31 protein-coding genes and 2 tRNA genes are annotated in these 25,713 nt (G+C 56.9%); 19 read left to right on the top strand and 14 right to left on the bottom strand.

The window, feature by feature from the left end; all coding sequences use genetic code 11:
- The first annotated feature begins 25 nt into the window (after window positions 1-25).
- The 5 genes from CKW38_RS23070 (at window position 26) to CKW38_RS23050 (ending at window position 3,857) form a co-directional block, all read left to right on the top strand.
- A tRNA-Phe gene (locus tag CKW38_RS23070) sits at window positions 26-101 on the top strand.
- A gap of 581 nt (window positions 102-682) precedes the next feature.
- Window positions 683-1,762, top strand: coding sequence for a hypothetical protein (locus CKW38_RS23065; RefSeq protein ID WP_095113960.1), 1,080 nt, complete (start codon window positions 683-685; stop codon window positions 1,760-1,762).
- Window positions 1,763-1,837: 75 nt separating this feature from the next.
- Window positions 1,838-2,629 carry a TSUP family transporter gene (locus CKW38_RS23060; protein ID WP_007909181.1) on the top strand — a complete coding sequence of 264 codons (792 nt, stop codon included), beginning with the start codon at window positions 1,838-1,840 and terminating at the stop codon, window positions 2,627-2,629.
- Window positions 2,626-3,507, top strand: a complete 882-nt coding sequence (locus CKW38_RS23055) for an alpha/beta hydrolase (protein ID WP_095113959.1) — start codon at window positions 2,626-2,628, stop codon at window positions 3,505-3,507. The genes CKW38_RS23060 and CKW38_RS23055 overlap by 4 nt, the downstream gene beginning before the upstream one ends.
- On the top strand, window positions 3,504-3,857 hold the full coding sequence (locus tag CKW38_RS23050; protein WP_007909177.1) for a hypothetical protein: 354 nt from the start codon (window positions 3,504-3,506) through the stop codon (window positions 3,855-3,857). The genes CKW38_RS23055 and CKW38_RS23050 overlap by 4 nt, the downstream gene beginning before the upstream one ends.
- Here the strand turns inward: CKW38_RS23050 and CKW38_RS23045 are convergent.
- Both CKW38_RS23045 and CKW38_RS23040 read right to left on the bottom strand, forming a co-directional pair.
- The gene (locus CKW38_RS23045; RefSeq protein WP_007909175.1) at window positions 3,854-4,144 is read right to left on the bottom strand and encodes a YceK/YidQ family lipoprotein; all 291 of its coding nucleotides are present in this window, start codon (window positions 4,142-4,144) and stop codon (window positions 3,854-3,856) included. The two genes, CKW38_RS23050 and CKW38_RS23045, sit on opposite strands and share 4 nt — an antisense overlap.
- A 76-nt stretch (window positions 4,145-4,220) precedes the next feature.
- On the bottom strand, window positions 4,221-4,670 hold the full coding sequence (locus tag CKW38_RS23040; protein ID WP_007909173.1) for a hypothetical protein: 450 nt from the start codon (window positions 4,668-4,670) through the stop codon (window positions 4,221-4,223).
- Window positions 4,671-4,929: 259 nt separating this feature from the next.
- Here CKW38_RS23040 and CKW38_RS23035 point away from each other — a divergent pair, with 259 nt between their 5' ends.
- The 4 genes from CKW38_RS23035 (at window position 4,930) to CKW38_RS23020 (ending at window position 7,932) form a co-directional block, all read left to right on the top strand.
- Complete coding sequence (locus CKW38_RS23035) at window positions 4,930-5,988, top strand: YhcG family protein (protein WP_007909172.1); 1,059 nt, start codon at window positions 4,930-4,932, stop codon at window positions 5,986-5,988.
- Window positions 5,989-6,056: 68 nt separating this feature from the next.
- Window positions 6,057-7,031, top strand: a complete 975-nt coding sequence (locus CKW38_RS23030) for an alpha/beta fold hydrolase (protein ID WP_095113958.1) — start codon at window positions 6,057-6,059, stop codon at window positions 7,029-7,031.
- A gap of 28 nt (window positions 7,032-7,059) precedes the next feature.
- Window positions 7,060-7,473: a hypothetical protein gene (locus CKW38_RS23025; RefSeq protein ID WP_007909170.1), complete on the top strand. Its 414-nt coding sequence runs from the start codon at window positions 7,060-7,062 to the stop codon at window positions 7,471-7,473.
- 6 nt (window positions 7,474-7,479) lie between these two features.
- A complete protein-coding gene (locus CKW38_RS23020) occupies window positions 7,480-7,932 on the top strand; it encodes a hypothetical protein (RefSeq protein ID WP_007909169.1) in 453 nt (150 codons plus the stop codon).
- A 70-nt stretch (window positions 7,933-8,002) separates the two neighbouring features.
- Here the strand turns inward: CKW38_RS23020 and gabP are convergent, their stop codons facing one another.
- Complete coding sequence (gene gabP, locus CKW38_RS23015) at window positions 8,003-9,394, bottom strand: GABA permease (RefSeq protein WP_095113957.1); 1,392 nt, start codon at window positions 9,392-9,394, stop codon at window positions 8,003-8,005.
- A 554-nt stretch (window positions 9,395-9,948) separates the two neighbouring features.
- Between gabP and CKW38_RS23010 the strand changes: the two genes are divergently transcribed.
- The 8 genes from CKW38_RS23010 (at window position 9,949) to CKW38_RS22975 (ending at window position 16,104) form a co-directional block, all read left to right on the top strand.
- The gene (locus CKW38_RS23010) at window positions 9,949-10,722 is read left to right on the top strand and encodes an ABC transporter ATP-binding protein (protein ID WP_007909167.1); all 774 of its coding nucleotides are present in this window, start codon (window positions 9,949-9,951) and stop codon (window positions 10,720-10,722) included.
- Between the two features lie 13 nt (window positions 10,723-10,735).
- Window positions 10,736-11,485, top strand: a complete 750-nt coding sequence (locus CKW38_RS23005) for an ABC transporter substrate-binding protein (RefSeq protein ID WP_007909166.1) — start codon at window positions 10,736-10,738, stop codon at window positions 11,483-11,485.
- Window positions 11,486-11,563: 78 nt separating this feature from the next.
- Complete coding sequence (locus CKW38_RS23000; protein WP_095113956.1) at window positions 11,564-12,256, top strand: ABC transporter permease; 693 nt, start codon at window positions 11,564-11,566, stop codon at window positions 12,254-12,256.
- Complete coding sequence (locus tag CKW38_RS22995; RefSeq protein ID WP_007909164.1) at window positions 12,256-12,945, top strand: ABC transporter permease; 690 nt, start codon at window positions 12,256-12,258, stop codon at window positions 12,943-12,945. The genes CKW38_RS23000 and CKW38_RS22995 overlap by 1 nt, the downstream gene beginning before the upstream one ends.
- Window positions 12,926-14,161, top strand: a complete 1,236-nt coding sequence (locus tag CKW38_RS22990; protein ID WP_095113955.1) for a methyltransferase — start codon at window positions 12,926-12,928, stop codon at window positions 14,159-14,161. The genes CKW38_RS22995 and CKW38_RS22990 overlap by 20 nt, the downstream gene beginning before the upstream one ends.
- 345 nt (window positions 14,162-14,506) lie before the next feature.
- On the top strand, window positions 14,507-15,343 hold the full coding sequence (locus tag CKW38_RS22985; protein WP_095113954.1) for an FkbM family methyltransferase: 837 nt from the start codon (window positions 14,507-14,509) through the stop codon (window positions 15,341-15,343).
- 75 nt (window positions 15,344-15,418) lie between these two features.
- Window positions 15,419-15,494, top strand: a tRNA-Thr gene (locus CKW38_RS22980).
- Window positions 15,495-15,879: 385 nt separating this feature from the next.
- Complete coding sequence (locus tag CKW38_RS22975; RefSeq protein ID WP_095113953.1) at window positions 15,880-16,104, top strand: hypothetical protein; 225 nt, start codon at window positions 15,880-15,882, stop codon at window positions 16,102-16,104.
- 183 nt (window positions 16,105-16,287) lie between these two features.
- Here CKW38_RS22975 and CKW38_RS22970 read toward each other — a convergent pair whose 3' ends face one another.
- From CKW38_RS22970 to CKW38_RS22960, 3 genes are all read right to left on the bottom strand, one after another.
- Window positions 16,288-16,713 (bottom strand): type II toxin-antitoxin system HicB family antitoxin, encoded by a 426-nt coding sequence (locus CKW38_RS22970; RefSeq protein ID WP_095113952.1) that lies wholly within the window; start codon window positions 16,711-16,713, stop codon window positions 16,288-16,290.
- A 191-nt stretch (window positions 16,714-16,904) separates the two neighbouring features.
- On the bottom strand, window positions 16,905-17,189 hold the full coding sequence (locus tag CKW38_RS22965; RefSeq protein ID WP_007909144.1) for a DNA-binding transcriptional regulator: 285 nt from the start codon (window positions 17,187-17,189) through the stop codon (window positions 16,905-16,907).
- Window positions 17,179-17,496 carry a hypothetical protein gene (locus tag CKW38_RS22960; RefSeq protein WP_007909143.1) on the bottom strand — a complete coding sequence of 106 codons (318 nt, stop codon included), beginning with the start codon at window positions 17,494-17,496 and terminating at the stop codon, window positions 17,179-17,181. Before CKW38_RS22960 ends, CKW38_RS22965 begins: the two co-directional genes overlap by 11 nt.
- 483 nt (window positions 17,497-17,979) lie before the next feature.
- Between CKW38_RS22960 and CKW38_RS22955 the strand changes: the two genes are divergently transcribed.
- Window positions 17,980-18,261 carry a DUF3077 domain-containing protein gene (locus CKW38_RS22955; protein WP_007909136.1) on the top strand — a complete coding sequence of 94 codons (282 nt, stop codon included), beginning with the start codon at window positions 17,980-17,982 and terminating at the stop codon, window positions 18,259-18,261.
- 42 nt (window positions 18,262-18,303) lie between these two features.
- Here the strand turns inward: CKW38_RS22955 and CKW38_RS22950 are convergent, their stop codons facing one another.
- Both CKW38_RS22950 and CKW38_RS22945 read right to left on the bottom strand, forming a co-directional pair.
- Complete coding sequence (locus CKW38_RS22950; protein ID WP_095113986.1) at window positions 18,304-18,969, bottom strand: RES family NAD+ phosphorylase; 666 nt, start codon at window positions 18,967-18,969, stop codon at window positions 18,304-18,306.
- An 11-nt stretch (window positions 18,970-18,980) separates the two neighbouring features.
- Window positions 18,981-19,388, bottom strand: coding sequence for an MbcA/ParS/Xre antitoxin family protein (locus tag CKW38_RS22945; protein ID WP_095113951.1), 408 nt, complete (start codon window positions 19,386-19,388; stop codon window positions 18,981-18,983).
- Between the two features lie 697 nt (window positions 19,389-20,085).
- Between CKW38_RS22945 and CKW38_RS22935 the strand changes: the two genes are divergently transcribed.
- Complete coding sequence (locus CKW38_RS22935; RefSeq protein WP_007909129.1) at window positions 20,086-21,012, top strand: LysR family transcriptional regulator; 927 nt, start codon at window positions 20,086-20,088, stop codon at window positions 21,010-21,012.
- Here the strand turns inward: CKW38_RS22935 and CKW38_RS22930 are convergent.
- The 6 genes from CKW38_RS22930 to CKW38_RS22905 all read right to left on the bottom strand — a co-directional run bounded on the left by CKW38_RS22930 (window position 20,929) and on the right by CKW38_RS22905 (window position 25,626).
- Complete coding sequence (locus tag CKW38_RS22930) at window positions 20,929-21,246, bottom strand: AzlD domain-containing protein (RefSeq protein WP_007909127.1); 318 nt, start codon at window positions 21,244-21,246, stop codon at window positions 20,929-20,931. The genes CKW38_RS22935 and CKW38_RS22930 overlap by 84 nt on opposite strands.
- Window positions 21,225-21,941 (bottom strand): AzlC family ABC transporter permease, encoded by a 717-nt coding sequence (locus tag CKW38_RS22925; protein WP_007909125.1) that lies wholly within the window; start codon window positions 21,939-21,941, stop codon window positions 21,225-21,227. Before CKW38_RS22925 ends, CKW38_RS22930 begins: the two co-directional genes overlap by 22 nt.
- On the bottom strand, window positions 21,938-22,315 hold the full coding sequence (locus tag CKW38_RS22920) for an N-acetyltransferase (protein ID WP_007909123.1): 378 nt from the start codon (window positions 22,313-22,315) through the stop codon (window positions 21,938-21,940). The genes CKW38_RS22925 and CKW38_RS22920 overlap by 4 nt, the downstream gene beginning before the upstream one ends.
- A gap of 79 nt (window positions 22,316-22,394) precedes the next feature.
- Window positions 22,395-23,141, bottom strand: coding sequence for a 2OG-Fe dioxygenase family protein (locus CKW38_RS22915; protein ID WP_007909122.1), 747 nt, complete (start codon window positions 23,139-23,141; stop codon window positions 22,395-22,397).
- 232 nt (window positions 23,142-23,373) lie between these two features.
- On the bottom strand, window positions 23,374-24,660 hold the full coding sequence (locus tag CKW38_RS22910; protein WP_007909120.1) for an OprD family porin: 1,287 nt from the start codon (window positions 24,658-24,660) through the stop codon (window positions 23,374-23,376).
- A 297-nt stretch (window positions 24,661-24,957) separates the two neighbouring features.
- Window positions 24,958-25,626, bottom strand: coding sequence for a DsbA family protein (locus CKW38_RS22905; protein ID WP_095113950.1), 669 nt, complete (start codon window positions 25,624-25,626; stop codon window positions 24,958-24,960).
- Between the last annotated feature and the right edge of the window lie 87 nt (window positions 25,627-25,713).

Genomic DNA, 25,713 nt, shown 5'->3' with positions numbered 1-25,713 from the left:
AAAAACCCTTTTAATGCGCCCCGTTGCCCAGATAGCTCAGTCGGTAGAGCAGGGGATTGAAAATCCCCGTGTCGGCGGTTCGATTCCGTCTCTGGGCACCACATACCGAAAACCCTGAATCGCAAGATTCAGGGTTTTTTTATGCCTGCGATTTGCTAAGCCACACCTCACCCCTCTCCCAGTGCTTTTGCTGGCCATTATTTTGATGTTAGGCTCCGTCAGCTTTTTACGGCAGGTCATTGCTGACTGTCGAAAATAATCGCCGCGTACTTCAGTCCTGATGACCGGCATTTAACGCATTACTCAAATAACGCACTCCGCGCCCCGGAACCCTCGGAACCTACTGAGGTTATTGCTGGCAGCAGGAGAGTTGCGTCTGCGAGCAGGATCGCTCGCAGAACCAAGCCCCCTCAGAAAGTTGTCATGGAGGACAAGACCTCAGCGCAGGTCATCTGCTGTTGTTTCAACTGTCAGGCAAGCGACAGCAAACACTGACCCGGCATTCAACACTTGTTTGAACTGTCGCGTCACAGCGCCCTGTGCCCTCGCGAAAAAATCAAACCTGTATCAACTCGCCCACGTCCGGATCTGTGCGTGCGCTCGGCACGCATTGCATCATCGAAACAGCCAACAGCTCCCACAAAAAAATACAAAGGGAGCCGATACGACAGGGATGTAAACAATGACCGAAGTCCTACAACACACTTATAAAACCGTTGAGTCTTTAGTTGAACAGGAAGTCAGAACTTTCAGTTTTGATACGCAACAAGCAACGCTGCTGCACACCTTCTCTGAAGAACTGGCAGCCATGGGCGGGCCACAAGCCGCAGGCGCAAAGTCCAAAGCCTCGCTGGCAGCGACTGAGTTGAAGTTTTCGTTTTCCAAGGATCAATGCGAACTGCTTGGCGCTTATTCCGACGGCCTGGTTTCCCTGCTGATTTTTGAGGGGATGCAAAAAGTCACCGACACCAGCCCTCCGGATGAACTGCCCGACCTGGCCGCTCTGGAGAATCGTCACGACGTACTGTGTCTGGCGGCACGTAATCAAATTCTGTTGAAACTGGTGGATAACAGCTCCTTTGCCTACGACATGGACAACGAAGGCAAACTGGTCCGTCTCGTCGCCAACTTCAAGGGCGGTGGACTGACCAAAATCAATGACGAACCGGAAATCAAAGAACTCAGCTCCCATTCCGGTCTCGCCCTCGGCCCGCACACCGAAGCGCCGTACTGGTGCGCTGTGAACGCGCAAGACGGGCATTCGCCCTCGCCATCGTCGTTGATCCTGTCGGCGCTGTGGAATCCAGGCCTGGAGCCCACCTCGGTGATTCCGTTGCCGCCCCTGCTGGACGAAATCGGCGTCACCGGATGCCTCGCACTCACAACGGGTAGCTTCCAGTTCACCCGCAGCGACTCTTTCGTCAACGGCAAGGGCGAAGACGGTCGTAATGTTTCGATTCTGGAGTTCGATGACAACGTCGGATTCGCCGCGCGATTCAACTCGTACCGTTTTTCCGTCAACGACAACGCCTCGGACTTTGTCAAAGAGGCTTATTCCGCACTTTGCCAAAGCGTGGGTAAAGCAACACCGGTTCAATACACACTGACGCAAGAGTCGGCCATGGTGATCAATAACGTCCGGGCCCTGCATTGTCGCGATGTCATCAAAGACAATCGACGTGTATTGGTGCGCATCTTCGGCCTGTCGAAGTTCTCGTCCCCAATTGTCATTTCAGACGATCCGCTGCTGATACAGGGCTGAAACTCACTGCACGCAAAGCTGTTGAATGGCCAGTCATGTAAATGCCTGGCCAATAACTATAAAAGGGAAAATGTAATGGCTTGGGATGTAATTGGCATGTTGGCGCTCGTGGCTTTTTGCGCCGGTTTTTTTGATGCGATTGCCGGGGGTGGCGGTTTGATTACTTTGCCTGCCTTGTTTCTGGCCGGCGTCGACCCGATCAGTGCGATTGCTACAAACAAGTTTCAGGCCGCGTCGGCGACTATTTCGGCCACGGTCACTTTTGCCCGCAAGGGCATGATTGAATGGCGGGAGGGGCGCTTTCTGGTTATCTGCGCATTCCTGGGGGGCGCCAGCGGGGCACTGTTGGTCAGTTCAATTGATAAGCGCTATCTGGAAGTGTGCGTGCCCGTGATGCTTATTCTGGTGGCGATCTACTTCGCGCTCTCGCCGAAACTGGCCAATGAGGATCGACGCAAACGAATCGGCATTCTGCTGTTCTCGTTCACCGTGGCACCGATCCTGGGCTTCTACGACGGTATCTTCGGTCCGGGTGTAGGTTCATTCTTCATCGTTGGTTTCGTGCTGCTTTGCGGGCTTGGCATGATGCGGGCCATGAGCTTCACCAAACTGGCCAACGCGTCGTGCAACCTGGGTTCGCTGTCAGTCTTCATCACCAAAGGCGTGATCATCTGGCCGATCGCGATTGCCATGGCGCTGGCAGCTTTCCTCGGCGCACAACTGGGCGCAAGAGCGGCGGTCCGGGTCGGCCCACGCTTGATCAAACCCATGTTGATCGTGGTCTGCTGCGCCTTGGCGATCAAACTGTTGAGCGTGGAGACCAATCCATTGCGTGTTGCAGTCCTGCACACCCTGGCGGCCCTGTGATCAATCGGTTGGCGCTGACCGGCGCGTCTCGACCTCAGTCTCGATTGCAGTTCGACGAGGCGCCAACCGGCCCTGAGTTTTTCTTTGCGCAAACCTTCGCCGGCTACCAACTGGAGGGTCGCGTATTGGCCGGCTCCGCCGCAGAAGCGTCAACGCCAAAGGTGCTGGCCATTCACGGCGCCCGCTCTGACTATTCGCGACTCAACGCCATCCTGTATCCCTTGCAGGCGCAGGGAATAGCCAGCCTGAGCTTCAATCTTTCCGGCCACGGTCCCGACACCGACGTTGCCCTTGAAGACACTTCACTGACGCACAACCTTCAGGAGGCTTTGCAGTTTGCCGGTCATCTTGGCGGCGAACTCAGCACGGTGATCGGTCACAGTCTGGGCGGTGCACTGGCGCTCAAGGTGGCGCAAGCGCATCGCGCTTCAGTCAGGCGCATCGTGCTGTTCTGTCCCGCCCTGTATGCGGAGGCAGCCTGGCAGCAACCGTTTGGATCACCCTTTAAAAACGCCATTTCGGTGCCTCACGGTTTTCTCGATTCGCCATCGCTGGATTTCCTGCGTACGTTCGACGGGAAGGTCTTGCTGGTGATCGGCGAATACGATGGCCTTCGATCAAACGCGTTTGGCGGGATTCCCGGTACGTCTGCCGGGACGCAGCAAATGGGCGCGCGCGTGATCAATAGCGCCATTCCCTATGAGGTCATCGAGGCCATTGAAAAGAGTCTGGATCCCCATCAGTTCAGAAAAATCGTACTGCCGGGGTGCGACCACGCTGTATCAACGTGGCTCAGGGAAAACCCGCCGCGCGCAGCGGAATTGGCGAGCGAGATAGCGCAGTTCATCAATACCGGAAACAGGTCCCAAGCGTCATGAATCAAAGGAAAACCCGCATCCCCCTGCCCCACCCGCCGCCCTATCGCCCAAGTCGTGTGACTTACTGGCTGACTGTTCTCGTTGCTCTGCTGATCACTTTAGCCATCGGGTTGTCGATCTGGATGCTGGTCGACAGCTGGATCAGCGGCTCTATCACCACCAATAACCGCGGCCCGCGCAGCACTTACACCCTGGCCCAGCAACCGCAGCAGTTCTGGTTCGAGTTTGTCTGGCAGAGCGTTGGCACAGTGTTTCTGCTGGCAGTGGGTGTGTTCGGCGTGTGGATCTATCGCAAGGCTCAAGAGCCCGTGCACACGCCAAAGAGCAAGCGCCGCGCAAAGAAAACCTAAAGCGTATTGATGTAATCGATCGGCAGCAGAACCGTATCCAGCGCGGCATCCACTGGCAGAGATACGACGGTGATGACCGGGCAGACAATCATCATGTAACAGACGATCGCCGCCGGCATGCCATCGCTACCACCACCACGCACACCCAGCAGGTGAAGGTTGCCATCAACCCCTCGGTAGTACTGGGCATCGGACAAACCGTCATTCAAACGCCCGATAAACGTTCCACAGCCGGTCAACTGCGATACCAGGCCGATGACACAAACAGCACGCAAAATCCCTTTCAAACCAGCGCTTCCTTACATCACAAAACAGGAGGCGCGGGATTGTACCTGCGCCTCGACTTTGCAATCACATCCATCGCTATCCAGCGTCATTCCAGTGGAACACCAGATTGCGCGCCGTGCCGCTGCCAACGTCGGTCACATCATGCCGCGTTTCGCCTTTGCGCGTGGCTACCACCGTGTACTTGCCGGGTGGTAGTTGCACGTATACCAACGGGCCCGTCTGGTTGAGCGTCAATATGGTTTGCCCTGGCGACTTTTGAATCATCACATCAACATCAGCGGTGTACTCGTCTTGTGCGCCCACAGCGAACGTCATGTGCAGGTTGTAACCGCCGGTTTGTTGAATGGCCTTCGCCTCATCCTCACCAATCCCGCCGGCTAGATAAGCGATGCCGTTCTGTTGTTGCTGCTGAACTTGCACCCCGGCACTGTCGATGGGTTCAAGACTGGCTGCCTGCAACATCACCGGGAACAGCAATGCGGCGACGGCGGCGATGGGCAGCATGAATGAAAGAACGCGTTTCATGATCACGACTCCCGGGTTCTTGTAGAACCCAACCATTACTCCTTTTAGATTTTGCGTATCGGGGCGGGTTTTAGATTGTTTGGAACTTGGCGCGTGTACGAAATGGACTACAGACCATGACTCTCTGACGCATCTTTCAGCGGCAACGTCCTGCAACATCAATCCCTTCTTCCGTCCCATTTAACCGGCTCGCCCGACATACCCACGCGGCGACTCTTGGCATGCTTTGACGCCTGTATCCAACGATGTGGAAGAGCCGATGAGCCCGCTAAAACCTGCTGACACGCAAGACCCGAAAATCGATTCGTTGCTGGGGGAGCTGGGCGAACTGATTCGCCAGGCGCGGCAAAAAGTGCTGCGTGCGGTGGACACGATTCAAGTGCAGACCTGCTGGCAGATCGGCAGGCATATTGTCGAGTTTGAACAAGAGGGAGCTCAGCGTGCGGGGTATGGAAAACAGTTACTGGCGTTGTTGGCGAAGAATCTGACGGCGCAGTTTGGTAAAGGATTTGACGATCGTAATCTGCGATACATGCGCAGCTTTTATCAGTTGTTTCCAATTTGGAACGCAGTGCGTTCCGAATTGAGTTGGACCCACTATCGTCGGCTTTTGGGCGTGACCAATGAAAAAGCCCGCCACTGGTACATGGACGAATGCGCCAATCTGAACTGGTCAAGCCGCGCCCTCGACCGCCAGATCCTCACGCTCTACTACGAGCGGCTTCTCATGAGTCGCGACAAAGCCGATGTGATCGAAGAAGCCACCACCAACATCGAAGCGCTGAAATGCAACCCGCGTGAATTCATTCGCGACCCCGTCATGCTCGAATTTCTCGGTCTGCCCTCGGCAGGCAAGGTCAGGGAAAGCGGTCTCGAACAAGCTCTGATCGACCATCTGCAGGGCTTTCTGCTTGAGCTGGGCAAAGGCTTTTCCTTTGTCGCCCGCCAACAACGCATCAGTACCGACGGCGTCGATCTGTATATCGATCTGGTGTTCTACAACTACCTGCTCAAATGCTTTGTGATCATTGATCTCAAACGCGGCAAGCTCAGCGCCCGCGATGTCGGGCAGATGGACATGTATGTGCGCATGTACGACGAACTCATGCGCAGCGAGGGCGACAAGCCGACAGTCGGGATTATTCTGTCTGCCGAGAGCAACGACTCGGTGGCGCGCTACTCAATGCTCAAGGGCAATGAGCAACTGTTTGCCAGCAGTTACAAGACGATCCTGCCGAGTGAAGACGAGTTACGCGCGGAGCTCAATCGCGAGCAGGCGTTGATCGAAGAGCGCAGGCTCACTCAATCCACCGAGTAAAACTTGCGCATTGTTGCCGGGCGGCGCTGAGACTATCGTTGTCAGCTTACTCTTCAAGGTCGAGCGTCATGAGCTGTCAGGACACGCCCGCAAGGCAAGGCATGCAGTCAAGGTCGCCAACCTTGCCTGCTGAGCAAGGTGAGCCTTTCAAAGAAGCTGCCGCCGACGGTTTTGCACTTGGCGGTTTCACCTGGCGTCAGTTCTTGCCTGATAGCCAACGCCCGGTAGTGATCATCAGCGCCGCCACGTCGGTACGTTGCCGCCACTACTCGCGTTTCGCGGCTTATCTGTTCGCCAACGATTTCGACGTGATGACCTACGACTACCGCGGCATCGGCGAATCACGATCCGCGTCGATCAAAGGCTTGAACGCCTCGTGGACAGATTGGGGCGCACTGGATTTCGAAGCGATGCTCAAACGCGCGCAACGAGAGTTTCCCGGTCAGCCGATTGATGTGGTCGGCCACAGCTTCGGCGGTTGCGCGGCAGGTCTGGGCGAATCCGGGCGGGTTATCCGACGGCTGGTCACCGTCGGTGCGCAGTTCGCCTACTGGCGCGATTACGCGCCCGAACATCGCTGGCGCATGTTCGGTAAATGGCATGTGGTGATGCCGTTGCTGACGCTGTTCTGCGGCTTCTTCCCCGGCAAGCGACTCGGCTGGCTGGAAGATACGCCGACCGGCGTTGTACGCGACTGGAGCACGCCTGCCGCGCGTTACGAACAGCGCCCAAGTGGTCGCGCGCTGATGAAAAAGACCGGCGCCCTGCCCTTCGCCAATGTCCGCGCGCAGACTCTGGCCATCAGCATCAGCGACGATCCCTACGGCACCATTCCAGCCATCGAACGCCTGCTCGGCTACTTCAGCAACGCGACAAAAACCCACCTGCGCATCGAACCGCAGGACATCGGCGAACAACAAGTCGGACATTTCGCCTTTTTTCGCAGCGCATACCAAGCCACACTATGGCCCATCGCTCTGACCTGGCTGCAAACCGGCGCACTGGCCCCCGATACACCCGGGCGGCAAGTCCCGCGCAGCTGAGCCCTCTCAACGCACGACGGAACACATCATGGCCTCCGCCAACAAGCAGCAGAAACGCGCCACCCGGGCCAAAGCCAAGGCCAAGCAAAACCGCACCAAACGCGCTGAAACGCCGGTCGAACTGGACCCGAACGACGACCGCATCGACTTCGAATCGGTGGACCTGACCGAGCTGTTCAAGAAAATGATCGACGCCGAGAAGATCAGCCAGCAAGCGCTGTGCAGCGCATTCCTCGAAGACCCGCTGCTGGAGCTGGTCTACGAACAGGAAGGCGAAGAAGGCGCGATGGATTTCATCCTCGCCGCACTGATCGAGTATCGCCAGTGGTCGCAGGAAACCGACGAAGCCGGCGCGCTGGCGTGGATCGAATCCCCGGCCTTCCAGGCCGACTATGTAGCGGCGTCCGACGCGATCGCCGCGCAAACCCAACAGAAGAACTGAGTTCCCATGGCATCCCTGAACAAGCAACAGAAACGCGCCAAACGCGCCAAGGCCAAAGCCAAGCAAATCCGTATGGTCGGCCGCAAGCCGCTGGAGCAGGACGAAGACCTCGACCACCTCGCCGAGCCGATCCCGGAATACACCCTGGCGATGTTCAGCAAAATGCGCGACGCCGAAGCCATCAGCCGCAACGAGATGCTGCTGACCCTGCTGCGCGAACTGGCGTTCGTCATCGTTGACCATCCAGAGTTGCTGGACATGGAAAACGCCGACAACGAAGGCATGGCCGCCACTCACCTGGCCGCCGACATGCTGATCGACTACCGCATGTGGTCCGAAGGCGTAACCATCGAAGAGGCCCAGGCCTGGCTGAGCGAACCGCAGTTCATCACCGATTTCGGGGTTGCGCTGGATGCTTATGGCAAGTCGGTGGAAGCACAGGAAGACAAGAGCGAATAAACATCGCTCACAAACAAAAACGGCCGCTTGTCATCACTGACAGCGGCCGTTTTGCATTACGCGTAACGGATCAGTTCAACACCACCGCGCCACGTTTTTCCAGCTTGCGACGGCGTGCTACCAACAAACCGACTGCCACCACCATCAGACTCAGCAAACCAGTCGCGAGGATCTCTACGCGATGCGCTTCCTGGAACAGCATGATGGTCAGCGCCGCGACGATGAAGATGATCACCGCGTAGGTCAGGCCTGGGAACAGCCACATGCTGAAAACGATTTTCTCGCCGCGCGCCATGCGTTGTTTACGCATACGCAGTTGCGAGAACGCGATCACCAGGTACACCAACAGGGCGATCGCACCGGAGCTGGCCAACAGGAATTCGAACACCGCCGCCGGGGCCACGTAGTTGGCGAAGGTGCACAGGAATGCCGCGCCGGTGGACAGCATTACGGCCCAGTAAGGCGTACCGCTTTTGTTCACCCGTGTCGCCATGGCCGGTGCATCGCCACGCTTGCCGAGGGAGAAGAGCATGCGCGACGAGGTGTACAGCGCCGAGTTCAGGCAGCTGGTCACCGCGACCAGTACCACGATGTCGACGATCATCTTGGCGTTCGGGATGCCCATGCGCTCAAGCACGGTCTGGTAGGAGCCGAGGTTGGCCAGCGTAGGATCGTTCCATGGCACCAGGGCCACAACGATGAAAATCGATACGAGGTAGAACAAACCGATCCGCCAGATCACCGAATTGGTGGCCTTGGAGATTTGCTTGCCCGGGTTCTTCGATTCCGCGGCCGCGATGGTCACGATTTCGGTACCCATAAAGGAGAACATCGTGGTCAGAATCGCGCCCAGTACCGCGCCCATGCCGTTTGGCAGGAAGCCGCCGCTGTCGAACAGGTGCGAAACGCCGCTGACCTGACTGTTCGGCAGGAAGCCGAAGATCGCCGCCAGACCGAGGATGATGAAGCCGATGATCGCCAGCACTTTGATCAACGCGAACCAGAATTCGAACTCGCCGTAATTCTTTACGCTGAACAGGTTGGTGACAGTCAACAACAGGGTGATGACCAGCGCGAACGCCCAGATGCCGACATCAGGGAACCATGCGTGCAGGATGGTTGCGGCGGCGTTGGCTTCCAGTGGAATCACCAAGACCCAGAACCACCAGTACAACCAGCCGATGGTGAAACCGGCCCAGTGCCCGATGGCACGGTCGGCGTACGTCGAGAACGAACCGGTGTCCGGCGAGGCAACAGCCATTTCGCCGAGCATGCGCATCACCAACACCACCAGGGTACCGGCGGCGGCATAAGCCAGCAGCACGGCAGGGCCGGCGGCAGCGATGGCGTGGCCAGAGCCAACGAACAGACCGGCGCCGATTACACCGGCGATCGACAACATGGTCACATGACGCGGTTTGAGCCCCTGTTCGAGGCCATTGGAGCTTGGGGTACTGCTCATCGAAACTACCTTTGCGAGGAAAGCGATTCAGTCCGTCCTGCCTGGTGTGTTCTTTCTCGTAAAAAGAAACCAACAGGGCGTTCCGGATTCTGCACGCAATAAATGCGCCAAAATGTTTCAAAGTCTTCTGGCTCGGGGCTTTGCGCACGACCGGACGGTCATCGCAAGTCCTTGAGATTAATGGCTATTCGCCAGAGCGTTACCCTGCGACTCACTTTCAAGACGAATTGGCGCACCAGAAACACACTGAAAAAGTGTGTGATGCACAATAAAAGGGCGAATCAGGAACGTTCGGCCGGATAGCGCTTCCAACACCCCGCCAAAGCTGGCAACATCGCGCCTTTTTTTACGCGACACCCACGGGTTTGCACGATCAAACACCCGTTCGGTTGTTGATGGGGCGACAGTCTGCTGTGCCGATGCGACAACCTGCCACATGCCACCCGTTAACCGCTCGTAGCGCTGTTGGCTGCCATTGAAACGCTATGCTAGCTTGGCCGCCTCGCCAGGAAGGCCATCCAACAGCTGGAGCGCAACATATATGAGGAACGCACATGGCTGAGGCCACGCCCGCGCTTGAAATCCGCAACTTGCACAAACGCTACGGACAGCTTGAGGTGCTCAAAGGCATCTCGCTGACCGCCCGCGACGGCGATGTGATCTCGATCCTCGGTTCCTCCGGTTCCGGCAAGTCCACGTTCCTGCGTTGCATCAACCTGTTGGAGAACCCGCACCAGGGCCAGATTCTGGTGGCCGGTGAAGAACTCAAGCTCAAGGCCGCCAAGAATGGCGAACTGGTTGCCGCCGATGGCAAACAGATCAACCGTCTGCGCTCCGAGATTGGTTTTGTGTTTCAAAACTTTAATCTGTGGCCGCACATGAGCATCCTCGACAACATCATCGAGGCACCGCGTCGCGTGCTCGGCCAGAGCAAAGCCGAGGCGATCGAAGTCGCCGAAGCGCTGCTGGCCAAGGTCGGCATCGCCGACAAGCGCCACGCCTACCCGGCGCAATTGTCCGGCGGTCAGCAACAGCGCGCGGCGATTGCCCGCACGCTGGCAATGCAACCGAAGGTGATCCTGTTCGACGAACCCACCTCGGCGCTTGACCCGGAAATGGTTCAGGAAGTACTTAGTGTCATCCGCGCATTGGCCGAAGAAGGCCGCACCATGCTGCTCGTGACCCACGAAATGGGCTTCGCCCGTCAGGTCTCCAGCGAAGTGGTGTTCCTTCACCAAGGCCTTATAGAAGAGCAAGGATCGCCTCAGCAGGTGTTCGAAAACCCGCTTTCGGCGCGCTGCAAACAATTCATGTCCAGCAACCGCTAACGGAGCAACATGCATGCAGAATTTCAAGAAGGTCTTCCTGGCCGCCGCTGTCACCCTCGCGTTCAGCGCCGGTGCCATGGCTGAAACCCTGAAGATGGGCATCGAAGCGGCTTACCCGCCGTTCAACAATAAAGATGCCAGCGGTAACGTGGTCGGCTTCGACAAAGACATCGGCGACGCGCTGTGCGCGAAGATGAAAGTCGAATGCACCGTAGTCACTTCCGACTGGGACGGCATCATCCCGGCCCTGAACGCGAAGAAGTTCGACTTCCTGATCTCCTCGCTGTCGATTACCGAAGAGCGCAAAGGCGCGGTGGACTTCACCAACCCGTACTACTCGAACAAGCTGCAGTTCATCGCACCGAAAAACGTCGACTTCAAAACCGACAAGGACTCGCTGAAAGGCAAGACCATCGGTACCCAGCGTGCGACCCTGGCCGGTACCTGGCTGGAAGACACCTACGCCGACGACATCAAAGTCAGCCTCTACGACACCCAGGAAAACGCCTACCTCGACCTGACTTCCGGTCGTGTCGACGCGATCCTCGCCGACAAATACGCAAACTATGACTGGCTGAAAAGCGACGCCGGCAAGAACTACGAGTTCAAAGGCGACCCGGTCGTAGAGAGCGACAAGATCGGCATCGCTGTGCGCAAAGGTGACCCGCTGCGTGAGAAGCTCAACGCCGCCCTGAAGGAAATCGTCGCCGACGGTACCTACAAGAAGATCAACGACAAGTACTTCCCGTTCAGCATCTACTGATCCTGACCTGTGGGACCGGCGCCGTGATTGCACGGCGCCGGCTCCCGACTTTGCCTGCCGCAATTTGAACAGAACTCCATGATTATCGACCTCTACGGATTCGGCCCGGCCCTCGCTGCCGGCGCGCTGATGACCGTCCAACTGGCTCTCACCGCCCTGTGCCTGGGACTGGTGCTCGGCCTGCTCGGCGCCTTGGCCAAGACTTCCTCGTACAAGCCGCTGCAGTGGCTTGGCGGCACTTATTCGACCCTGGTGCGTGGCGTCCCGGAATTGCTCTGGGTGCTGTTGATCTACTTCGGTACGGTCAACCTGATGCGCACCCTCGGTGAGTTCTTCGGCAACCCCGACCTGCAACTCAACGCTTTCGCCGCTGGCGTGATCGCCCTGGGCCTGTGCTTCGGCGCCTACGCCACGGAAGTGTTTCGCGGCGCGATCCTCGCCATTCCCAAAGGCCACCGTGAGGCCGGCCAGGCCCTGGGCCTGTCGAAATGGCGGATCTTCACCCGGTTGATCATGCCGCAGATGTGGCGCATCGCCCTGCCCGGCCTGGGCAATTTGTTCATGATCCTGATGAAAGACACCGCGCTGGTCTCGGTCATTGGCCTGGAAGAAATCATGCGCCACGCGCAAATCGGCGTGACCGTGTCGAAACAACCGTTCACCTTCTATATGGTCGCCGCGATCATGTATTTGGGCCTGACCGTGCTGGCGATGACCGGCATGCACTTCCTGGAAAAACGCGCCGCTCGCGGCTTTGCGAGGAGCGCTTAATGAACTGGGAAGTGATCATCAAGTGGCTGCCGAAACTGGCGCAGGGCGCAACCTTGACCCTGGAACTGGTGGCCATCGCCGTGATTGCCGGTCTGCTGCTGGCGATTCCGCTGGGCATCGCCCGCTCTTCGAAGCTGTGGTACGTGCGTTCGCTGCCGTACGCTTACATCTTCTTTTTCCGTGGCACGCCGCTGCTGGTGCAGCTGTTCCTGGTTTATTACGGCCTGGCGCAGTTCGATGCGGTGCGTGAAAGCGCGTTGTGGCCGTACCTGCGCGATCCGTTCTGGTGTGCGACCGTGACCATGACGCTGCACACGGCGGCGTACATCGCCGAGATCCTGCGCGGGGCGATTCAGGCGATTCCACCGGGCGAGATCGAAGCCGCGCGAGCCCTGGGCATGTCGAAGCCGAAAGCGATGTTCTACATCATCCTGCCGCGTGCCGCGCGCATCGGCCTGCCGGCCTACAGCAACGAAGTGATCCTGATGCTCAAGGCCAGTGCGCTGGCCAGCACCGTGACCTTACTGGAACTGACCGGCATGGCGCGCACGATCATTGCCCGCACCTACCTGCCGGTGGAGATCTTCTTCGCTGCTGGCGTGTTCTATCTGCTGATGGCTTACGTGCTCGTGCGCGGCTTCAAGCTGCTGGAGCGCTGGCTGCGCGTCGATGCCTGCCAAGGGCGTTGATCCTTCCCACGTGCTGACGGGCGAGGACTTACTCGCCCGCTTCACGGCGCTGGATGCTTTTCTGACAACGCATCAGGCGTTATGGAAACCTCGGCCGTTCACTCACCGTTCTCTTGCCTGGGAAGCGTCCTGCCCGGAGTTAGCCTTGTGGCTACGCGGGCGCACTCTGGAAGACGCGGAAAACGCTCACAACCAGCCCGCTGATCTTGTCGATGCGCCGGAGCCGTTTGCTTCATTGGCGGCGTTGTCGGCTGAGCTGAGCGCGGTCGGTGAGTTGCCGGGACATGCGCTGAAAGCTGCGGGCCATCGACTGAATGTCGATGTGCCGGGGCGCAAGTGGCAGCAGATCGAGGCGTTTGCCAGTCGATTGTCCTTTGCTTCGCAGCCGACGCACTGGCTGGATTGGTGCTCGGGCAAGGGTCATTTGGGGCGGCGCTTGTTGGGTTTGGGGCAGCAACTGACTTGCGTTGAATACGATCCGCTTTTGGTCGCCAGCGGTCAGGCATTGAGCCAGCGTCATCACCTCCATGCCTTGCACGTGGAACAGGATGTACTGGCGGCGAATGCCTCTGCCGTGTTGAGCGCGACTCATACGCCCGTCGCCCTCCACGCGTGTGGCGATCTACATGTTCGGCTGATGCAACTGGCCAGTGCTGCAGGTTGCCAGCAAATGGCGATCGCGCCCTGCTGCTACAACCGCATCAGTTGCAGCGAATATCAGCCGTTGTCCCACGCCGGACTGGCATCGCTCCTACAGCTCTCAGTCGAAGATCTGGCGCTGCCAATGAGCGAAACCGTCACCGCCGGAGCCCGCGTCCGACGTCAGCGTGACACCTCAATGGCCCGTCGCCTGGCCTTCGACCTGCTGCAACGGCAAGTGCGCGGCGTCGACGAATACCTGCCAACGCCCTCCCTGCCCAGCGCCTGGCTGGACAGACCGTTCGCTGAATACTGTCGCGATCTCGCAGCGCTAAAAGAGTTATCCACAATCGGCTCGCCAGATTGGCCCGCACTCGAAGCAGCCGGTTGGCTGCGGTTGGCCGAAGTTCGCAACCTGGAATTGCTTCGCGGATTGTTCCGACGGCCACTTGAGCTTTGGCTGAATCTGGATCGGGCACTTTTCCTCGCAGAACAGGGATACGTCGTACGCCTCGGCACTTTCTGCGAGGCCCCCCTCACACCACGTAACCTGCTGCTATTGGCCGAACGCGAATAATTCATCGACTTCCTGTGGATAACTCTGTTGATGAATTCTTCGTGGATCCAATATCCATGCCTGTTTCGAGCCCTTAACAGCACTGGTCATTTTTTGTTCACATTGATAAAAAACCAATAAAACAGGGATTTGCGAACAAAATGAGAACGCGTCCACAAATAACTGCCTAAGCATGGTCTCGTGCCAGCCCGTTGTGCATAAGCCGTCAATCAAAACGACATAACCGCCGAAATTCACCGGTCCGAAGCGAATAATTGCGGCGCATCGCCAGCCTTGCTATACAAGTCCACAGCGTGCCGCCAGCGCGTCTCCAAACAAGAACAATCAGACCGACAGGAAGCGCCCGTGACGTTCATTTCTTATGCGCAAAATTTTGAAGACGTCCGCTTGTGGCGCGCGCTTAAACAGTTCGAGCACGGTTTCTACATCGACGTCGGCGCCAACGACCCCAGCCACGACTCTGTCACCAGAGCCTTCTACGACCACGGCTGGCACGGCGTTAATGTCGAGCCGATGCAAAACTACTACGACGCGCTCTGCCAACAACGCCCGCGCGACGCCACCGTCCAATGCATCGCCAGCGACCAACCCGGCGAAACGACCTTCTACGGCATTCCCGGCACAGGCCTCTCCACCGCCGACCCCGCCGTCGCCCAGCAACGCAAAGACCTCGGCATGAACGTGCAGAGCCTCACGGTCAAGGCTCGCACGCTGACCTCGATCTGCGAACAATACGCCGCCGACCGCCCGATCCATTTCCTCAAAATCGACGTGGAAGGCCACGAAGAAACCGTTCTGCGTGGCATGGACTTCAGTCGCTTCCGCCCTTGGGTCATCGTCGTCGAAACCCCATGGCTGCGCGATCACACGTGGGAACACCTGATCACCGACGCAGGCTATCAATCGATCCTGTTCGACGGCCTCAACACCTGGTTCCTCGCCGACGAACACCACAACCTCAAACCCGCGTTCGACATCCCGCCGTGCAACCTCGACAACTTCCAATTATGCAAAGGCCACGCCTTCGCTCACCCGATCAGCGCCAGCGAAGTCGACACCGCCCAACAACTGGCCAACGCTCTGCAACGCGCCGAACAGGCCGAAGCGCAACTGGCGGCCCTGCAAAACAGCCGCACATTGAAGGCGCTGCAAACGCTGCGAAATGTGCTGCGCAGGGCTTGATTTGCAAAGATGCAAAAATAGTCAGAATTCAGGGGTTTACAGAAATTATCCAGTCGCTATAATCGTCGCCCACACGCCGGTATAGCTCAGTTGGTAGAGCAACTGACTTGTAATCAGTAGGTCCCGGGTTCGACTCCTGGTGCCGGCACCATACAAAACGAAGCCCCTGCAGAAATGCAGGGGCTTTGTTGTTTCTGGCGTTTGAATACGGAAGCGCAATAGCCGAGTGGTAACTGCGTTGCCCCTCAGCTTGTGAACGGTGCCCCCCTCAAGATCTAAAAAGATCTTTGGAGTAGATCGGCAATCCACCACAAGACCACCTTACTTCATCATCCTGCAGAAATCCTCGCCGATAGAGCAACAACGAAAATCTGAAAAGACTCCACTCAATCCCTTGTCAGTCGTTGAGATCTCGAACTGTCCCACCGCCAGTATTCAAGCTTGCTGATCCGTTACAAGTTGATACGCGAAGTTGGTTTTGACGCGGAAATTTACGCATAAACTCGCCACGGACAACGTCGCCCACGGAGCAAGTGATGTCAAAACGAAAAAACGCCATGGAAATCCGCGAAGCATTTGAGGAGGCAGGGCACTCACTCTCGTTATTCATCGACTTGTGTACATCCGACGTTCAACTCACCCAACGCAGCAAATTGGCCTTGTCGGCCTATGGCAAAACCTGCATGAAGAGCTTTGAAGACGCCGAAAGCGGGCTGCGAAGCCTAGACGAGACACGAGACGACTTCATTGACCATCGCTGATTTCCTCCTTCAATTGCTTAAGGAAGACTACGGACAGGTTGCTGACTTTGCCTAATTAAAAGCGGTCAGCTACCAAATTGAACATTAATGAGTCTGCTGTAAAAAACACCGGACACCTCGTTTTCCGAACAGATTCTCTGAAGCTGAGGCTATTGCGGCGTTTCCCAACGTTAAATGCGGAACCTACGCTGCTTCAACCGAAAGCGAAATCCTTCGCCCAAGCTGCTGCAACGCACGTTCAACATTCTCGATCTTGGAGTGGTGCAAAAAATCCACCAGTCGATCTACCTGCGGCCGTTGCACGCCGAGACGACGCGCCAGTTCGGCTTTGCTCACACCGGACTCCAAGAGCTTATTCCAAAGCGCAACCTTCGCCGCGGTCAACGCAGGCAGACGCAACACGACGTCACTTTTCTGTTCTCCCGCCTGCCCCGTCGGAATCAATCGACGATCATCGACGTAGATCGACAGGGCGGTCTCGATGGCATCGATAGCACTGTCGAGCGCCTGTTCAAGGGTGTCGCCAACGGCGTGCATCTCTGGAATTTCTGCGCAGGACAACCAGACACTGTCCGGCTCTTCGTGAACTTCCAACGCATATTCGAACATCACGATTCCTCTCATGGGGTACAGCTGAGGAGAATTGGAGACAGACCACGTTTTTCAATTAATAGAGAGTTGTAACCTGAATTCTTTTTTACGATTTTGGTGCCGACGCCATACAAAACGAAGCCCCTGCAGAAATGCAGGGGCTTTGTTGTTTTCTGTAGCAGAAGTCTGCCCAAAGGTTTTAAGTGGTATCAAGCAGGATGCAGATCCCGCAAAACTTCCGGATGCTGGCGGGCGACCCTAAGGAGAGTTTGAGCCGCACCCGTCGGCTGCCGGCGACCCTGCTCCCAATCCTGCAAAGTCCGCAGACTCACACCGATCAGTTTGGCAAACGCACTTTGAGAAACGCCCACTTTGGCACGCGCTTCTGCTGCCGCAGAGAGCGGCACTTGAGTCACGCGCGCAGCCTTTCCAGCCTTCATCTGACGTACAGATTCCAGCAAGTCCTGCTGGAATTGCTCCAGTTCATCGACCATCGCTGATTTCCTCCTTCAGTTGCTTAAGGAAGGCTACGGGCAAGTTGTCGAGCTTTGCCTTGGTGTAGGCAATGAGCAACCAAATCGAACCTTCAGAAAGCGTGTTGTAATAAATGACACGTGTACCGCCTCGCTTACCCATGCCGGTGCGAGTCCACCGCACCTTGCGCAAACCTCCACTGCCAGGCACGACATCACCAGCCAGAGGATTTGCAGCAAGCCAATTTATGAATTCATGGCGCTCACCATCGACCCATATGGCGTCTGCATAGCGCTTGAACATTTCCGTTTCGATGATTGTATACATGAACCTGACTATACGGCTACGCCGTACAAACAAACCATAAACGTTTATAGGGACAGATCGACGAAATGCATGGCGCGAAGCCTTGTGAAATCTGTTGTAACGACAAGCCACTACTAGCCACCGTTGCTCATTCGCCCCTCGCAAAGCTACCGTTCAGTTCGTCGCTGCCTATTCAGCGACCGGGCCTGAGAACCCGCGTAAGATACAGGCGCACCAGCGCCCCAAATCACGATTGCCGGCGCTTTTTTGTGCCCGCATCCACGTGTAATGGCGGCTGTGCGTGGGAGACCTTCGGGTCTGCCGGGTTCCTGTATCTCCGGTTTCTCAGCCTGCGCATAGCTGCCACCCTTTCGCCTGAGAACGAAAATGGCGGCTCTCATTTGATACAGGGAGTTCACAAATGAATGCCATTGATCCATCAGCAATTCACAGAGCTGCAGAAACGGTCACCTCACGACACTTCCTTACGGCAGGTGAAGCGAAATGACCGACTACCTCCATTTGAAAACCCCAGGCCTCACGCACTTTTCCTTCCAGGCCAATCAAGCGCTGTTCCGCACCAATCGTGGCGTTCCAGTGATCGCCGCTCTCTCGCACGCCTCACATTTACTTCACATTTCCAAGCTACTGACCGCAGATTCCACAGTCTCGCGCGATCCTGATCTTCACGCTTATGCCTCGCAGTATTTGCAGGAATTGAGCAAAGCGCTGATCGATGATGTGGTGAAAGTGATGGATGCGCCGCCGGACAAACCGTTGATGTAAACACCGGTGTAAGGCCCTCGCCGATGCGAGGGCTTTTGCGTTTCAGACCTGACTGATTTCAAGCACAAACGAAATCTTCTGCTGACTCGCGCTCCACACATAACGCAGATGCTTGCCCTGCTTCGGAATCGATACCGCTGGCGGCCGAAACGCGGCAACGCATTCATGGCCAGGCTGGCGAACGCTGTTGTAGAGCAGTCCCCACGACTCGGTTTCGCGCAGTTGACGGGCGAATAGCTGAGACCGCCCGTAAGCCTCCGGATCCGGATTGTGCAGCTCGGGGTGAACGTGGCGAATATCGTGTAGCGGTTTAACCACCCGATTGACGTAAGTCCGCATGGTCAACTCGAGATCCGCTTCCCGAGTCGCCGCAAGAAATCGCTCCTGGTGATAACAGGTCTCGGCGATGGCCGCAGCCTGACTGCTCGCAGCGTAGTAAACGCCGAAGGTGCCGTCACAGAAACGACTGCGTTTGCCAATATGAGTAAACGCAGCCATCACCGGAGTCGAGCCGGGGCCAGAGAGTCGGTCTTCGGGTCGCACTCGGGCAAGTACCCCGGCCTGCTCGATCAGACGATCATTGGTCAGCGCTTCAATTGCGTAGGCAACTTCCAGATCTTCGGGATCGAGCACGTCTTCGAACAACGCAATCGGCGGGAAGCTGCTGTTGACGATCCGATAGGCTCGCGTCCACGCCACATCAACCAAATCGGGCGCCTTCAACCGCGTACCCCATCGAGATAGCGACGCACATCGGCGATGTCGATCACTCTCCCCGCCAGCATGTAATCCAATGCAGTTTGCCCGTTGAACGGCGCCGCTGTGTTTGGACTGCTGACCCACGTATAGGCGCGCTCACGGTTATTGCTGAAGATGATGCTCAACGCCTTGTGAATGCCCATCAGGTAGGAGATGCGCTCAAGGGTGTCGTTAGGCAGACGTATGTTCGGCAGATGTTTGTATTTGTAGAACGTGGTGTTACCAACGCCGCCGAGTAATGTGCGTTGCTGCTCTGCGCTGCAGCCCCAACGCTCCATAAGGTTGAAGAAGAACTTCAGCGCAACGCGGCCGGCTTCGGGGGCGTCGAGTTGTTCGCGTGGAGTGAGGGCTGGGGATGAGGTAGTCATTGAGCCTCTCCAGATTTGTCTTGCTTTGATACTAGTACATATACGAATAAATCGATAAAAAAGCTCCGTAAGCGTATTACTGGTTACCACATTCCCCATTGATTGGGATTCGGATATGACCGGATTTGAGCATTTCGTCGACCGAATCGAACCGCTGCCGAATAGTTCGTGCTTCCAACATGGCTTGGGCAGTCTTGTCCGTAGGAATTCGTGCAATGGACGGTTGCTCTTGAATTTCAATAACGTGATGAAGCCTGTTGCCAACTTGGCACTCCATATCGGCCGCTTCTTTTGATGCAATCACTTCGCTTACCTCACACAGATCTGTAGCCACATAGGCATGATGCCTCCCCACTGCTACTTCATCTGCTTTGACGAGTCGCCGCTATCAGCTCGGTCGCAAGTTCGCCTAAGACGCATCCACGTATTTCGCAGGCCAAAACCACTAACGTTGTCAGCCGTTTCCCCGTGAAAAATCGCCGCTACGCACCAAAACCAAGCACTTTTTTTGACCCCCATCACCCCCACGTCACTAAAAACCCCGATCCTGTGTCAGCCTCCAGCCATCGGCGGGGGCATCAATTCGCTACTAAACCCGCGACAACTATGCTCAGGTACAGGAATATAGCCAGCATATGGCGCCTGACCGGCAGTCTCGTAAACAACAATACCCAGCCCACTTCAGAGGGCATTACCCATGGATAGCAGAACCTTACGCAACCTCATGCGCATCGTGCAGACCGGCTCTTTGTCGGCCGCAGCCGAGCATTCGTGCCTGACCGTGCAGGCGCTGGCCGCGCAGTTGAACAAGGTCGAAGAGCAGTTCGGTTTCCGCTTGTTTCGACGTTCCAACAAAGGGCTGACGCTGACGCCGCAAGGCACTGAGCTGACGCCGTATATGGACAAAGTGCTGATTGCCACGCGACAGATGGAAGAAAAGGTCGAGGCGCTGAAAGTGCCGGGGCAGCGGACGTTGAAGGTTGCGTTGAACAACACCTTATCAACTGACTTCAACCGGCGAATGATCGGGCGCCTGATCGAGGTGTTTCCCGATTATCAGATGGAGTTCAGCTACGCCGAGTCGATGGAAAACCTCAGTAAGCTGAAGAATGAAGACTTCGACCTGGCGGTGCTGATCGGTCCGCAGCGGCCAGGTTTACCGAGCATTGTCTTGCCGGATGTGCAGGTGCAGGTGGTCGGTGCGCATTGCGGTCAGGAGAATGATCCGCTGACCTTGCTGGGCAACAAGTTCCAGGTACGTCCTGCAGAAGATTGTCCGTATTCCCACAGCTTTTTGCGTTTTCTCGACGCCGGGCTGGGCAATCACGAGAACGGTCAGCGCATGGTCTATTCGTGCAGCGAGACCCTGACGCTGTCGCTGATCACGCAGATGGACGCGGTCGGCATGGTTTCGCGTGAGGCCGCGCAAAAGAACGGCCTGACGATTTTCCCCGGGTTCGAGGATTTCCTCGAAGTGCGCCTGGCAGTGAACAATCCGGAATTGTCCAATCAGGCGTTGAGCGACGTCGTCGATCTGCCGTTACATGAACGAGCCGAGCGCAATGTACGCAGCCGTCCCAACCGCCACACTGAGAAAGAGGTTTTTGCTGAAATACGCACATAGCAACGTCGGAATCGCGGCATAGAATTCCGGGCGATCGAGCTGTATGTGCTGATCCTTGATCAATAAGGGTGTCAGGCTGATCGCAGCGACGATCGCCACCGGCAGGTATTCCAGCGCCCGCGCAATAAACGGCGGCCAGTGCTCGGTGTTGACTTGCAGGGGCAAGGCGCGTGGCAGGAAAGTCACGGCCATCATCAGCGCGACCACCAGAATCAGGAACGTTTGGTCAGGCATACACCCACTCCGCAGCCCACAAACGTGGCGATAAACACATTGAACGGCGAACTGCCGACCAGGCTCAGCGCGCCCATGCACAGCACGGCAGCAGCGGCGGCGATGAGTTTGTTGCGCGTGTTGCACAGCGACACCAGCACGTAGAGCATCATCGCCGTCAGGGCGTAGTCGAGCTGATATTTGATCAGGTGCGCCGCGTACTGCGCGCAAACCGCGCCAAGCAAACCGCCGAGCACCCACGAGGTGTGGCAGAACAGATTGAAGCCGATCAGATAACGCACATTGACCGGCGCACCCGTGCCGAGTTTAACGCTGTGGAAAGCGAAGGATTCGTCCGTCAGGCCACCGGCGTAAGCCCAACGCTCCATGCGACTCAAGCCGAGTGCGCGCAGGGCCTTGGCCATGTACACCGACATCAGCATGTGTCGCGCGTTGATCAGGAACGTGGTCAGTACGATGGTGGTCAGCGACGCTCCACTTGAGATCAGCGCCAATGCGGCGAATTGCGAAGCGCCGGCATACACGAACAAACACATCGCCACCGGCAGCCACATCGGCAAGCCTGCGTTGACGGCCATCAGCCCGAACACGAATGACACCGTGAAGTAGCCGGCGACGACCGGGCTGGCTTCGGCAAACGTGCGCGATGGCTGATGGGCAGCCATCAGCGGCGCACTGCCGGACGTTTCATTCATAGATCCCTCTCAAATGTCCGTTCGCCATGAGGCTCGCAAAAACCCTGGGCAGTCCAGAATCGCTTGCCCGCGAGGTTAGCATCGTCAACGAACAGAAACATCCGCAACACACCGACACGCTTCATGTCGGAAGACGCCGCTTCAACCAGACGTTGACCGACGCCCTGGCTGCGATAGCGCGGGCTGACGGCCAGATGATTGATGGTGCCGCGACTGCCGAGCATGCCGCCGAGCACCGCGCCGACGATTTCGCCGGCGATGTCGAAGGCGAGATAGGCCGTGGTGGTTTTCTGGATCAGCACGCCGCGCAGGCACTTGGCGTCCTGCCATTCGCAGAAGGACACTTCGTCGAACTGGCGGAAGAAGCGCTCCATGCGCTGCGCATCCTTGGCCGTGGCGCGTCGCAGCACCACCGGCGTCGAGCATTCGACGCCATCGATTGGGGTGATCTGATTAGCGAACAATGTCGAAAGCGGTCCCGGGCCGCGAGAAGGAAATCGCCAGAATCTGCCGGTACGCCATCGCATGAGTGTGCGGGTTGCGGGCCGGGGTCACGTAGTGGCGCATATCGCGATCGAGGAAGTAGGTGGTGTCGAGAATTTCCTGGTAAGTGGTCGACGCCAGTTGATGCTCGTGGATGTCGTACAGACGACTCTCCGCACCCTCGACGTTATTGCGGCCCCAGAAGTGCACACCGCTGAACGGATAGCCGTCGCAGTGAATGCCTTCAGGGGTGATTTCCAGTTGTTTGCCGGGTTTGATCTCGATGCGGATCTGATGGATCTGGCACTGCCAGATTTCATCGTGCAGCTCTTCCGGCAGTACGCTTTTGTACACTTCGAAATCGGTGTCGATCAGGCTGCGCATCACCGGTGAAGTAATCACTTCGTCGGAGAAGTCCTGAAAGTGTCGCACGAGGCCGCCGACATAGGCGTTGTTCTCTTTCGACTGCACGTAGGCGCGATGTTCGAGTTGCTTGAGCTCGCGGGTTTTCGGGTTGTACTCAAAGTCGCTGTAACGACGGTAACGCATGCCGGCTTCGGCCTGACCGTAGTAACTGTCAGGCTCCATGTTTTCCCAACTTTTGGTCAGTCTGACGAAGTCGGCAAAATGACCGTAGAGATTGAAGTCACCACCCTGGACGTTGACATATTTGTCGCGCCGTAGCGATTCGCCCACTTCTCTGTTCAAAACGATCATTACCAAATTCTCCGCTGCGTTGAGCGGCCTAATCTATTAGGTGGAGAAATTGCGTCCATGAGAAAGAATTTCAGGCATTTAAAGCCCTGTTTGAAACGGCGTTTACAGCCACTTAAAAACAACTTTTACATGACAAAAACACAGGTTTTTTCCGGTTTTCATCGAAAAACCGTCGAAAAAAAACCCCGAACCAGTCGGGGTTTTTCTCATGTTTCTTACACTTGATCAGGCATCAGAAGATGTTGATCGGGTAGTCCACGAATACACGCAGTTCGTTACCGCTGACGTTGTACTCGCTGGATTTCTGCGAAACACGCAGGATCGAGCTGCGCAATTTCACGCTCAGGTCTTTGGCCGGGCCAGACTGCACGACGTATTTGAACTGGTTGAAGATCTCGCGCTCGGTGCCGCCTTCGCTGGTGGAGGTGGTGATGTTGTCGCCACGCACGTAAGCGAAGTTGTAGCTCAGACCCGGTACGCCGAATGCGCCGAAATCCAGGCCGTAGCCCAGCTGCCAGCTGCGTTCGTCTTCAGCGTTGAAGTCGGACCAGTAGGAGTTGGCCAGGTAGATGGAGTTACCGCCGTCACCGACACGACCTTGATCTTTCTGGTAACCGCCGTAGGCGTAACCGAGGTTGCTGTCGCCGGTGGAACGCTGGTGCGCCACGGTGAACGAGTGCGGGCCGGTAGCGAAGGTTGCGGCCAGGCTCCAGATCTTGTTGTCGTCGCCGGTTACCCCGTTTTCGCGGACATAAGAGTTGTCCAGCTTGGTGCGGTAACCGTTGAAGTCCAGGGTCAGCGACTGATCCTTGTTGAACGGCAACACGTAGTTGGCGTTCACGTATTGTTTCTTCAATACGTCTTCGACGTCGGACGCGTAGAGCGCGCCTTTGAAGTTTTCAGTGAACTGGTAGCTACCGCCCAACACGTTGATCGACTTCAGACCACCGCTGTCACGGCCTTCGTCGCTCTTGCGCGATTCGGCGGTGAAACGACCGGCGTTCAGTTCCAGGCCTTTGATCTCTTTAGAAGTGATCAGGGTACCGGTGTAGCTTTCCGGCAGCAGGCGCACATTGTCGTAGCTCAGCACTGGCAGGGCCGGCATCTGGTCGCCGTAGGTCAACACGGTGTTGGAGAAGCGGAACTTCACCGCGGCACCGCCCTTGGCTATGTCATGGTTCGCGCGACCGTCATTTTCCTGCTTGAAGAAATCGATACCACCGGCGCCGCTACGGCCCTTGCCGCCGTCCAGACGCAGTGCGTACAGACCGAAAGCGTCGACACCGACACCCACGGTGCCTTGGGTGAAGCCGGACGAGAACGTACCGATGGCCGCTTGGCCCCACTCGGCTTTGTCTTTGTTGCCGTCTTTGTAATCACGATTGATGTAGGCATTGCGCAGCAGCACTTTGAGGCTGCTGTCTTCAACAAAACCCTTGGACTCGGCCTGGTCGTTAGCCATGGCCTGAGTGGCGCTCAACATCCCCAGTGCGATCAGACTGATTCGCTTGTTCAACATTTTGTTTTCCTTATTACGGGTTGAAACGCGCTGTGTCGAACGGCGGAAACGGCGCTTTTGCACTCTTTTATTCACCCCGAAACAAAAAGGCCCGCCCACGATAACGTGATGGCGGGCCTGCTCCTTATTTTGAGTCATGGCGGTTGGCCACAGGCGTTGGGCCGAATCGTAGCCGCGCCCTGAACAATGTGTCAATTTCAAGAATCGTCTTTAAATAGGTAAAAATCGTCTAAGAAACGTAAATTTTGCGCTGACTCCTTGCTGGGAAATGCACACAGCCAGTGAATCCAGTGCGTATCAGGCGCAACCATCAATAGAACAGAATGCAGAAGATTTACCGCTTTCATCGAGGACGATTGCCTGTTGTAACCAATCGGCAAATGCCTGCGGCTTGCCCAGCCACGGACTAATGTCGATCAATTGGAATGTGCCATCCTGCTCCAGAGCCATGGTCGGAAAACCCTGGCCGCCCAATTGCGCCAAAAACTGGCGACTGGCTTTTACGTGCCTCTCGCTATCAACGGACTCAAACGCAATGTGGAAATCGTCCTGCGCATAGCCCATCTGCATCGCCAATTCCAACAGCACGGCTGAATCGGCAATGCGTCGCCCTTCCACATAGTGCGCGCTCTGCAACCGCCCCAACATGCGCAGACCGCCTCGGTCGATGGCTTCGGCCGCCATGACCGCAGCAATCGGTGGCGTCGAATCGAACACGGCCGATTGATCTCGCAGCAAACCGTCGAAATAGGCCTCGCCGAAAGGCTGGCCTGTGTACTCGGCAATGCGTCGGTCGTGGGGCATGACGTAATTGCGCAGTTGTGGCGAAACGCGCTGGCGATTGGCGCCACTCATCATTCCCCCGGCATGCGCGATCACTGGCAGCACTGCCTGCGCCGCTTCCACCAGCGGCTTGGCGCCGTAACACCAGCCGCATAACGGGTCGTAGACGTAATGAAGGATCATGGGAAAACTCCGGCAAAAAGTGAGGGAAATCGATGGCGGCAGATTAGTGCCCGTACTCTTGCGGAAAAACGCCAGAATGGCTTTCAG

The sequence above is a fragment of the Pseudomonas sp. Irchel 3H7 genome, assembly GCF_900187605.1.
GTDB lineage: Bacteria > Pseudomonadota > Gammaproteobacteria > Pseudomonadales > Pseudomonadaceae > Aquipseudomonas.
The sequence above is the reverse complement of the archived record's forward strand: the minus strand, read 5'-3'. Positions and strand labels throughout refer to the sequence as shown.

Coding starts and splice junctions, on each gene's coding strand:
- CKW38_RS22990 (WP_095113955.1), top strand. CDS start 12,926: ATGCCTGCCAAGGGCGTTGATCCTTCCCACGTGCTGACGGGCGAGGAC.
- CKW38_RS22975 (WP_095113953.1), top strand. CDS start 15,880: ATGTCAAAACGAAAAAACGCCATGGAAATCCGCGAAGCATTTGAGGAG.
- CKW38_RS22915 (WP_007909122.1), bottom strand. CDS start 23,141: ATGATCGTTTTGAACAGAGAAGTGGGCGAATCGCTACGGCGCGACAAA.
- gabP (WP_095113957.1), bottom strand. CDS start 9,394: ATGAGCAGTACCCCAAGCTCCAATGGCCTCGAACAGGGGCTCAAACCG.
- CKW38_RS22970 (WP_095113952.1), bottom strand. CDS start 16,713: ATGTTCGAATATGCGTTGGAAGTTCACGAAGAGCCGGACAGTGTCTGG.
- CKW38_RS23025 (WP_007909170.1), top strand. CDS start 7,060: ATGGCCTCCGCCAACAAGCAGCAGAAACGCGCCACCCGGGCCAAAGCC.
- CKW38_RS23050 (WP_007909177.1), top strand. CDS start 3,504: ATGAATCAAAGGAAAACCCGCATCCCCCTGCCCCACCCGCCGCCCTAT.
- CKW38_RS22920 (WP_007909123.1), bottom strand. CDS start 22,315: ATGGAGCGCTTCTTCCGCCAGTTCGACGAAGTGTCCTTCTGCGAATGG.
- CKW38_RS23010 (WP_007909167.1), top strand. CDS start 9,949: ATGGCTGAGGCCACGCCCGCGCTTGAAATCCGCAACTTGCACAAACGC.
- CKW38_RS23000 (WP_095113956.1), top strand. CDS start 11,564: ATGATTATCGACCTCTACGGATTCGGCCCGGCCCTCGCTGCCGGCGCG.
- CKW38_RS23060 (WP_007909181.1), top strand. CDS start 1,838: ATGGCTTGGGATGTAATTGGCATGTTGGCGCTCGTGGCTTTTTGCGCC.
- CKW38_RS23005 (WP_007909166.1), top strand. CDS start 10,736: ATGCAGAATTTCAAGAAGGTCTTCCTGGCCGCCGCTGTCACCCTCGCG.
- CKW38_RS22960 (WP_007909143.1), bottom strand. CDS start 17,496: ATGTATACAATCATCGAAACGGAAATGTTCAAGCGCTATGCAGACGCC.
- CKW38_RS23065 (WP_095113960.1), top strand. CDS start 683: ATGACCGAAGTCCTACAACACACTTATAAAACCGTTGAGTCTTTAGTT.
- CKW38_RS22965 (WP_007909144.1), bottom strand. CDS start 17,189: ATGGTCGATGAACTGGAGCAATTCCAGCAGGACTTGCTGGAATCTGTA.
- CKW38_RS22925 (WP_007909125.1), bottom strand. CDS start 21,941: ATGAATGAAACGTCCGGCAGTGCGCCGCTGATGGCTGCCCATCAGCCA.
- CKW38_RS22955 (WP_007909136.1), top strand. CDS start 17,980: ATGACCGACTACCTCCATTTGAAAACCCCAGGCCTCACGCACTTTTCC.
- CKW38_RS22910 (WP_007909120.1), bottom strand. CDS start 24,660: ATGTTGAACAAGCGAATCAGTCTGATCGCACTGGGGATGTTGAGCGCC.
- CKW38_RS23035 (WP_007909172.1), top strand. CDS start 4,930: ATGAGCCCGCTAAAACCTGCTGACACGCAAGACCCGAAAATCGATTCG.
- CKW38_RS23030 (WP_095113958.1), top strand. CDS start 6,057: ATGAGCTGTCAGGACACGCCCGCAAGGCAAGGCATGCAGTCAAGGTCG.
- CKW38_RS22995 (WP_007909164.1), top strand. CDS start 12,256: ATGAACTGGGAAGTGATCATCAAGTGGCTGCCGAAACTGGCGCAGGGC.
- CKW38_RS22935 (WP_007909129.1), top strand. CDS start 20,086: ATGGATAGCAGAACCTTACGCAACCTCATGCGCATCGTGCAGACCGGC.
- CKW38_RS22930 (WP_007909127.1), bottom strand. CDS start 21,246: ATGCCTGACCAAACGTTCCTGATTCTGGTGGTCGCGCTGATGATGGCC.
- CKW38_RS22945 (WP_095113951.1), bottom strand. CDS start 19,388: ATGACTACCTCATCCCCAGCCCTCACTCCACGCGAACAACTCGACGCC.
- CKW38_RS23020 (WP_007909169.1), top strand. CDS start 7,480: ATGGCATCCCTGAACAAGCAACAGAAACGCGCCAAACGCGCCAAGGCC.
- CKW38_RS22905 (WP_095113950.1), bottom strand. CDS start 25,626: ATGATCCTTCATTACGTCTACGACCCGTTATGCGGCTGGTGTTACGGC.
- CKW38_RS23040 (WP_007909173.1), bottom strand. CDS start 4,670: ATGAAACGCGTTCTTTCATTCATGCTGCCCATCGCCGCCGTCGCCGCA.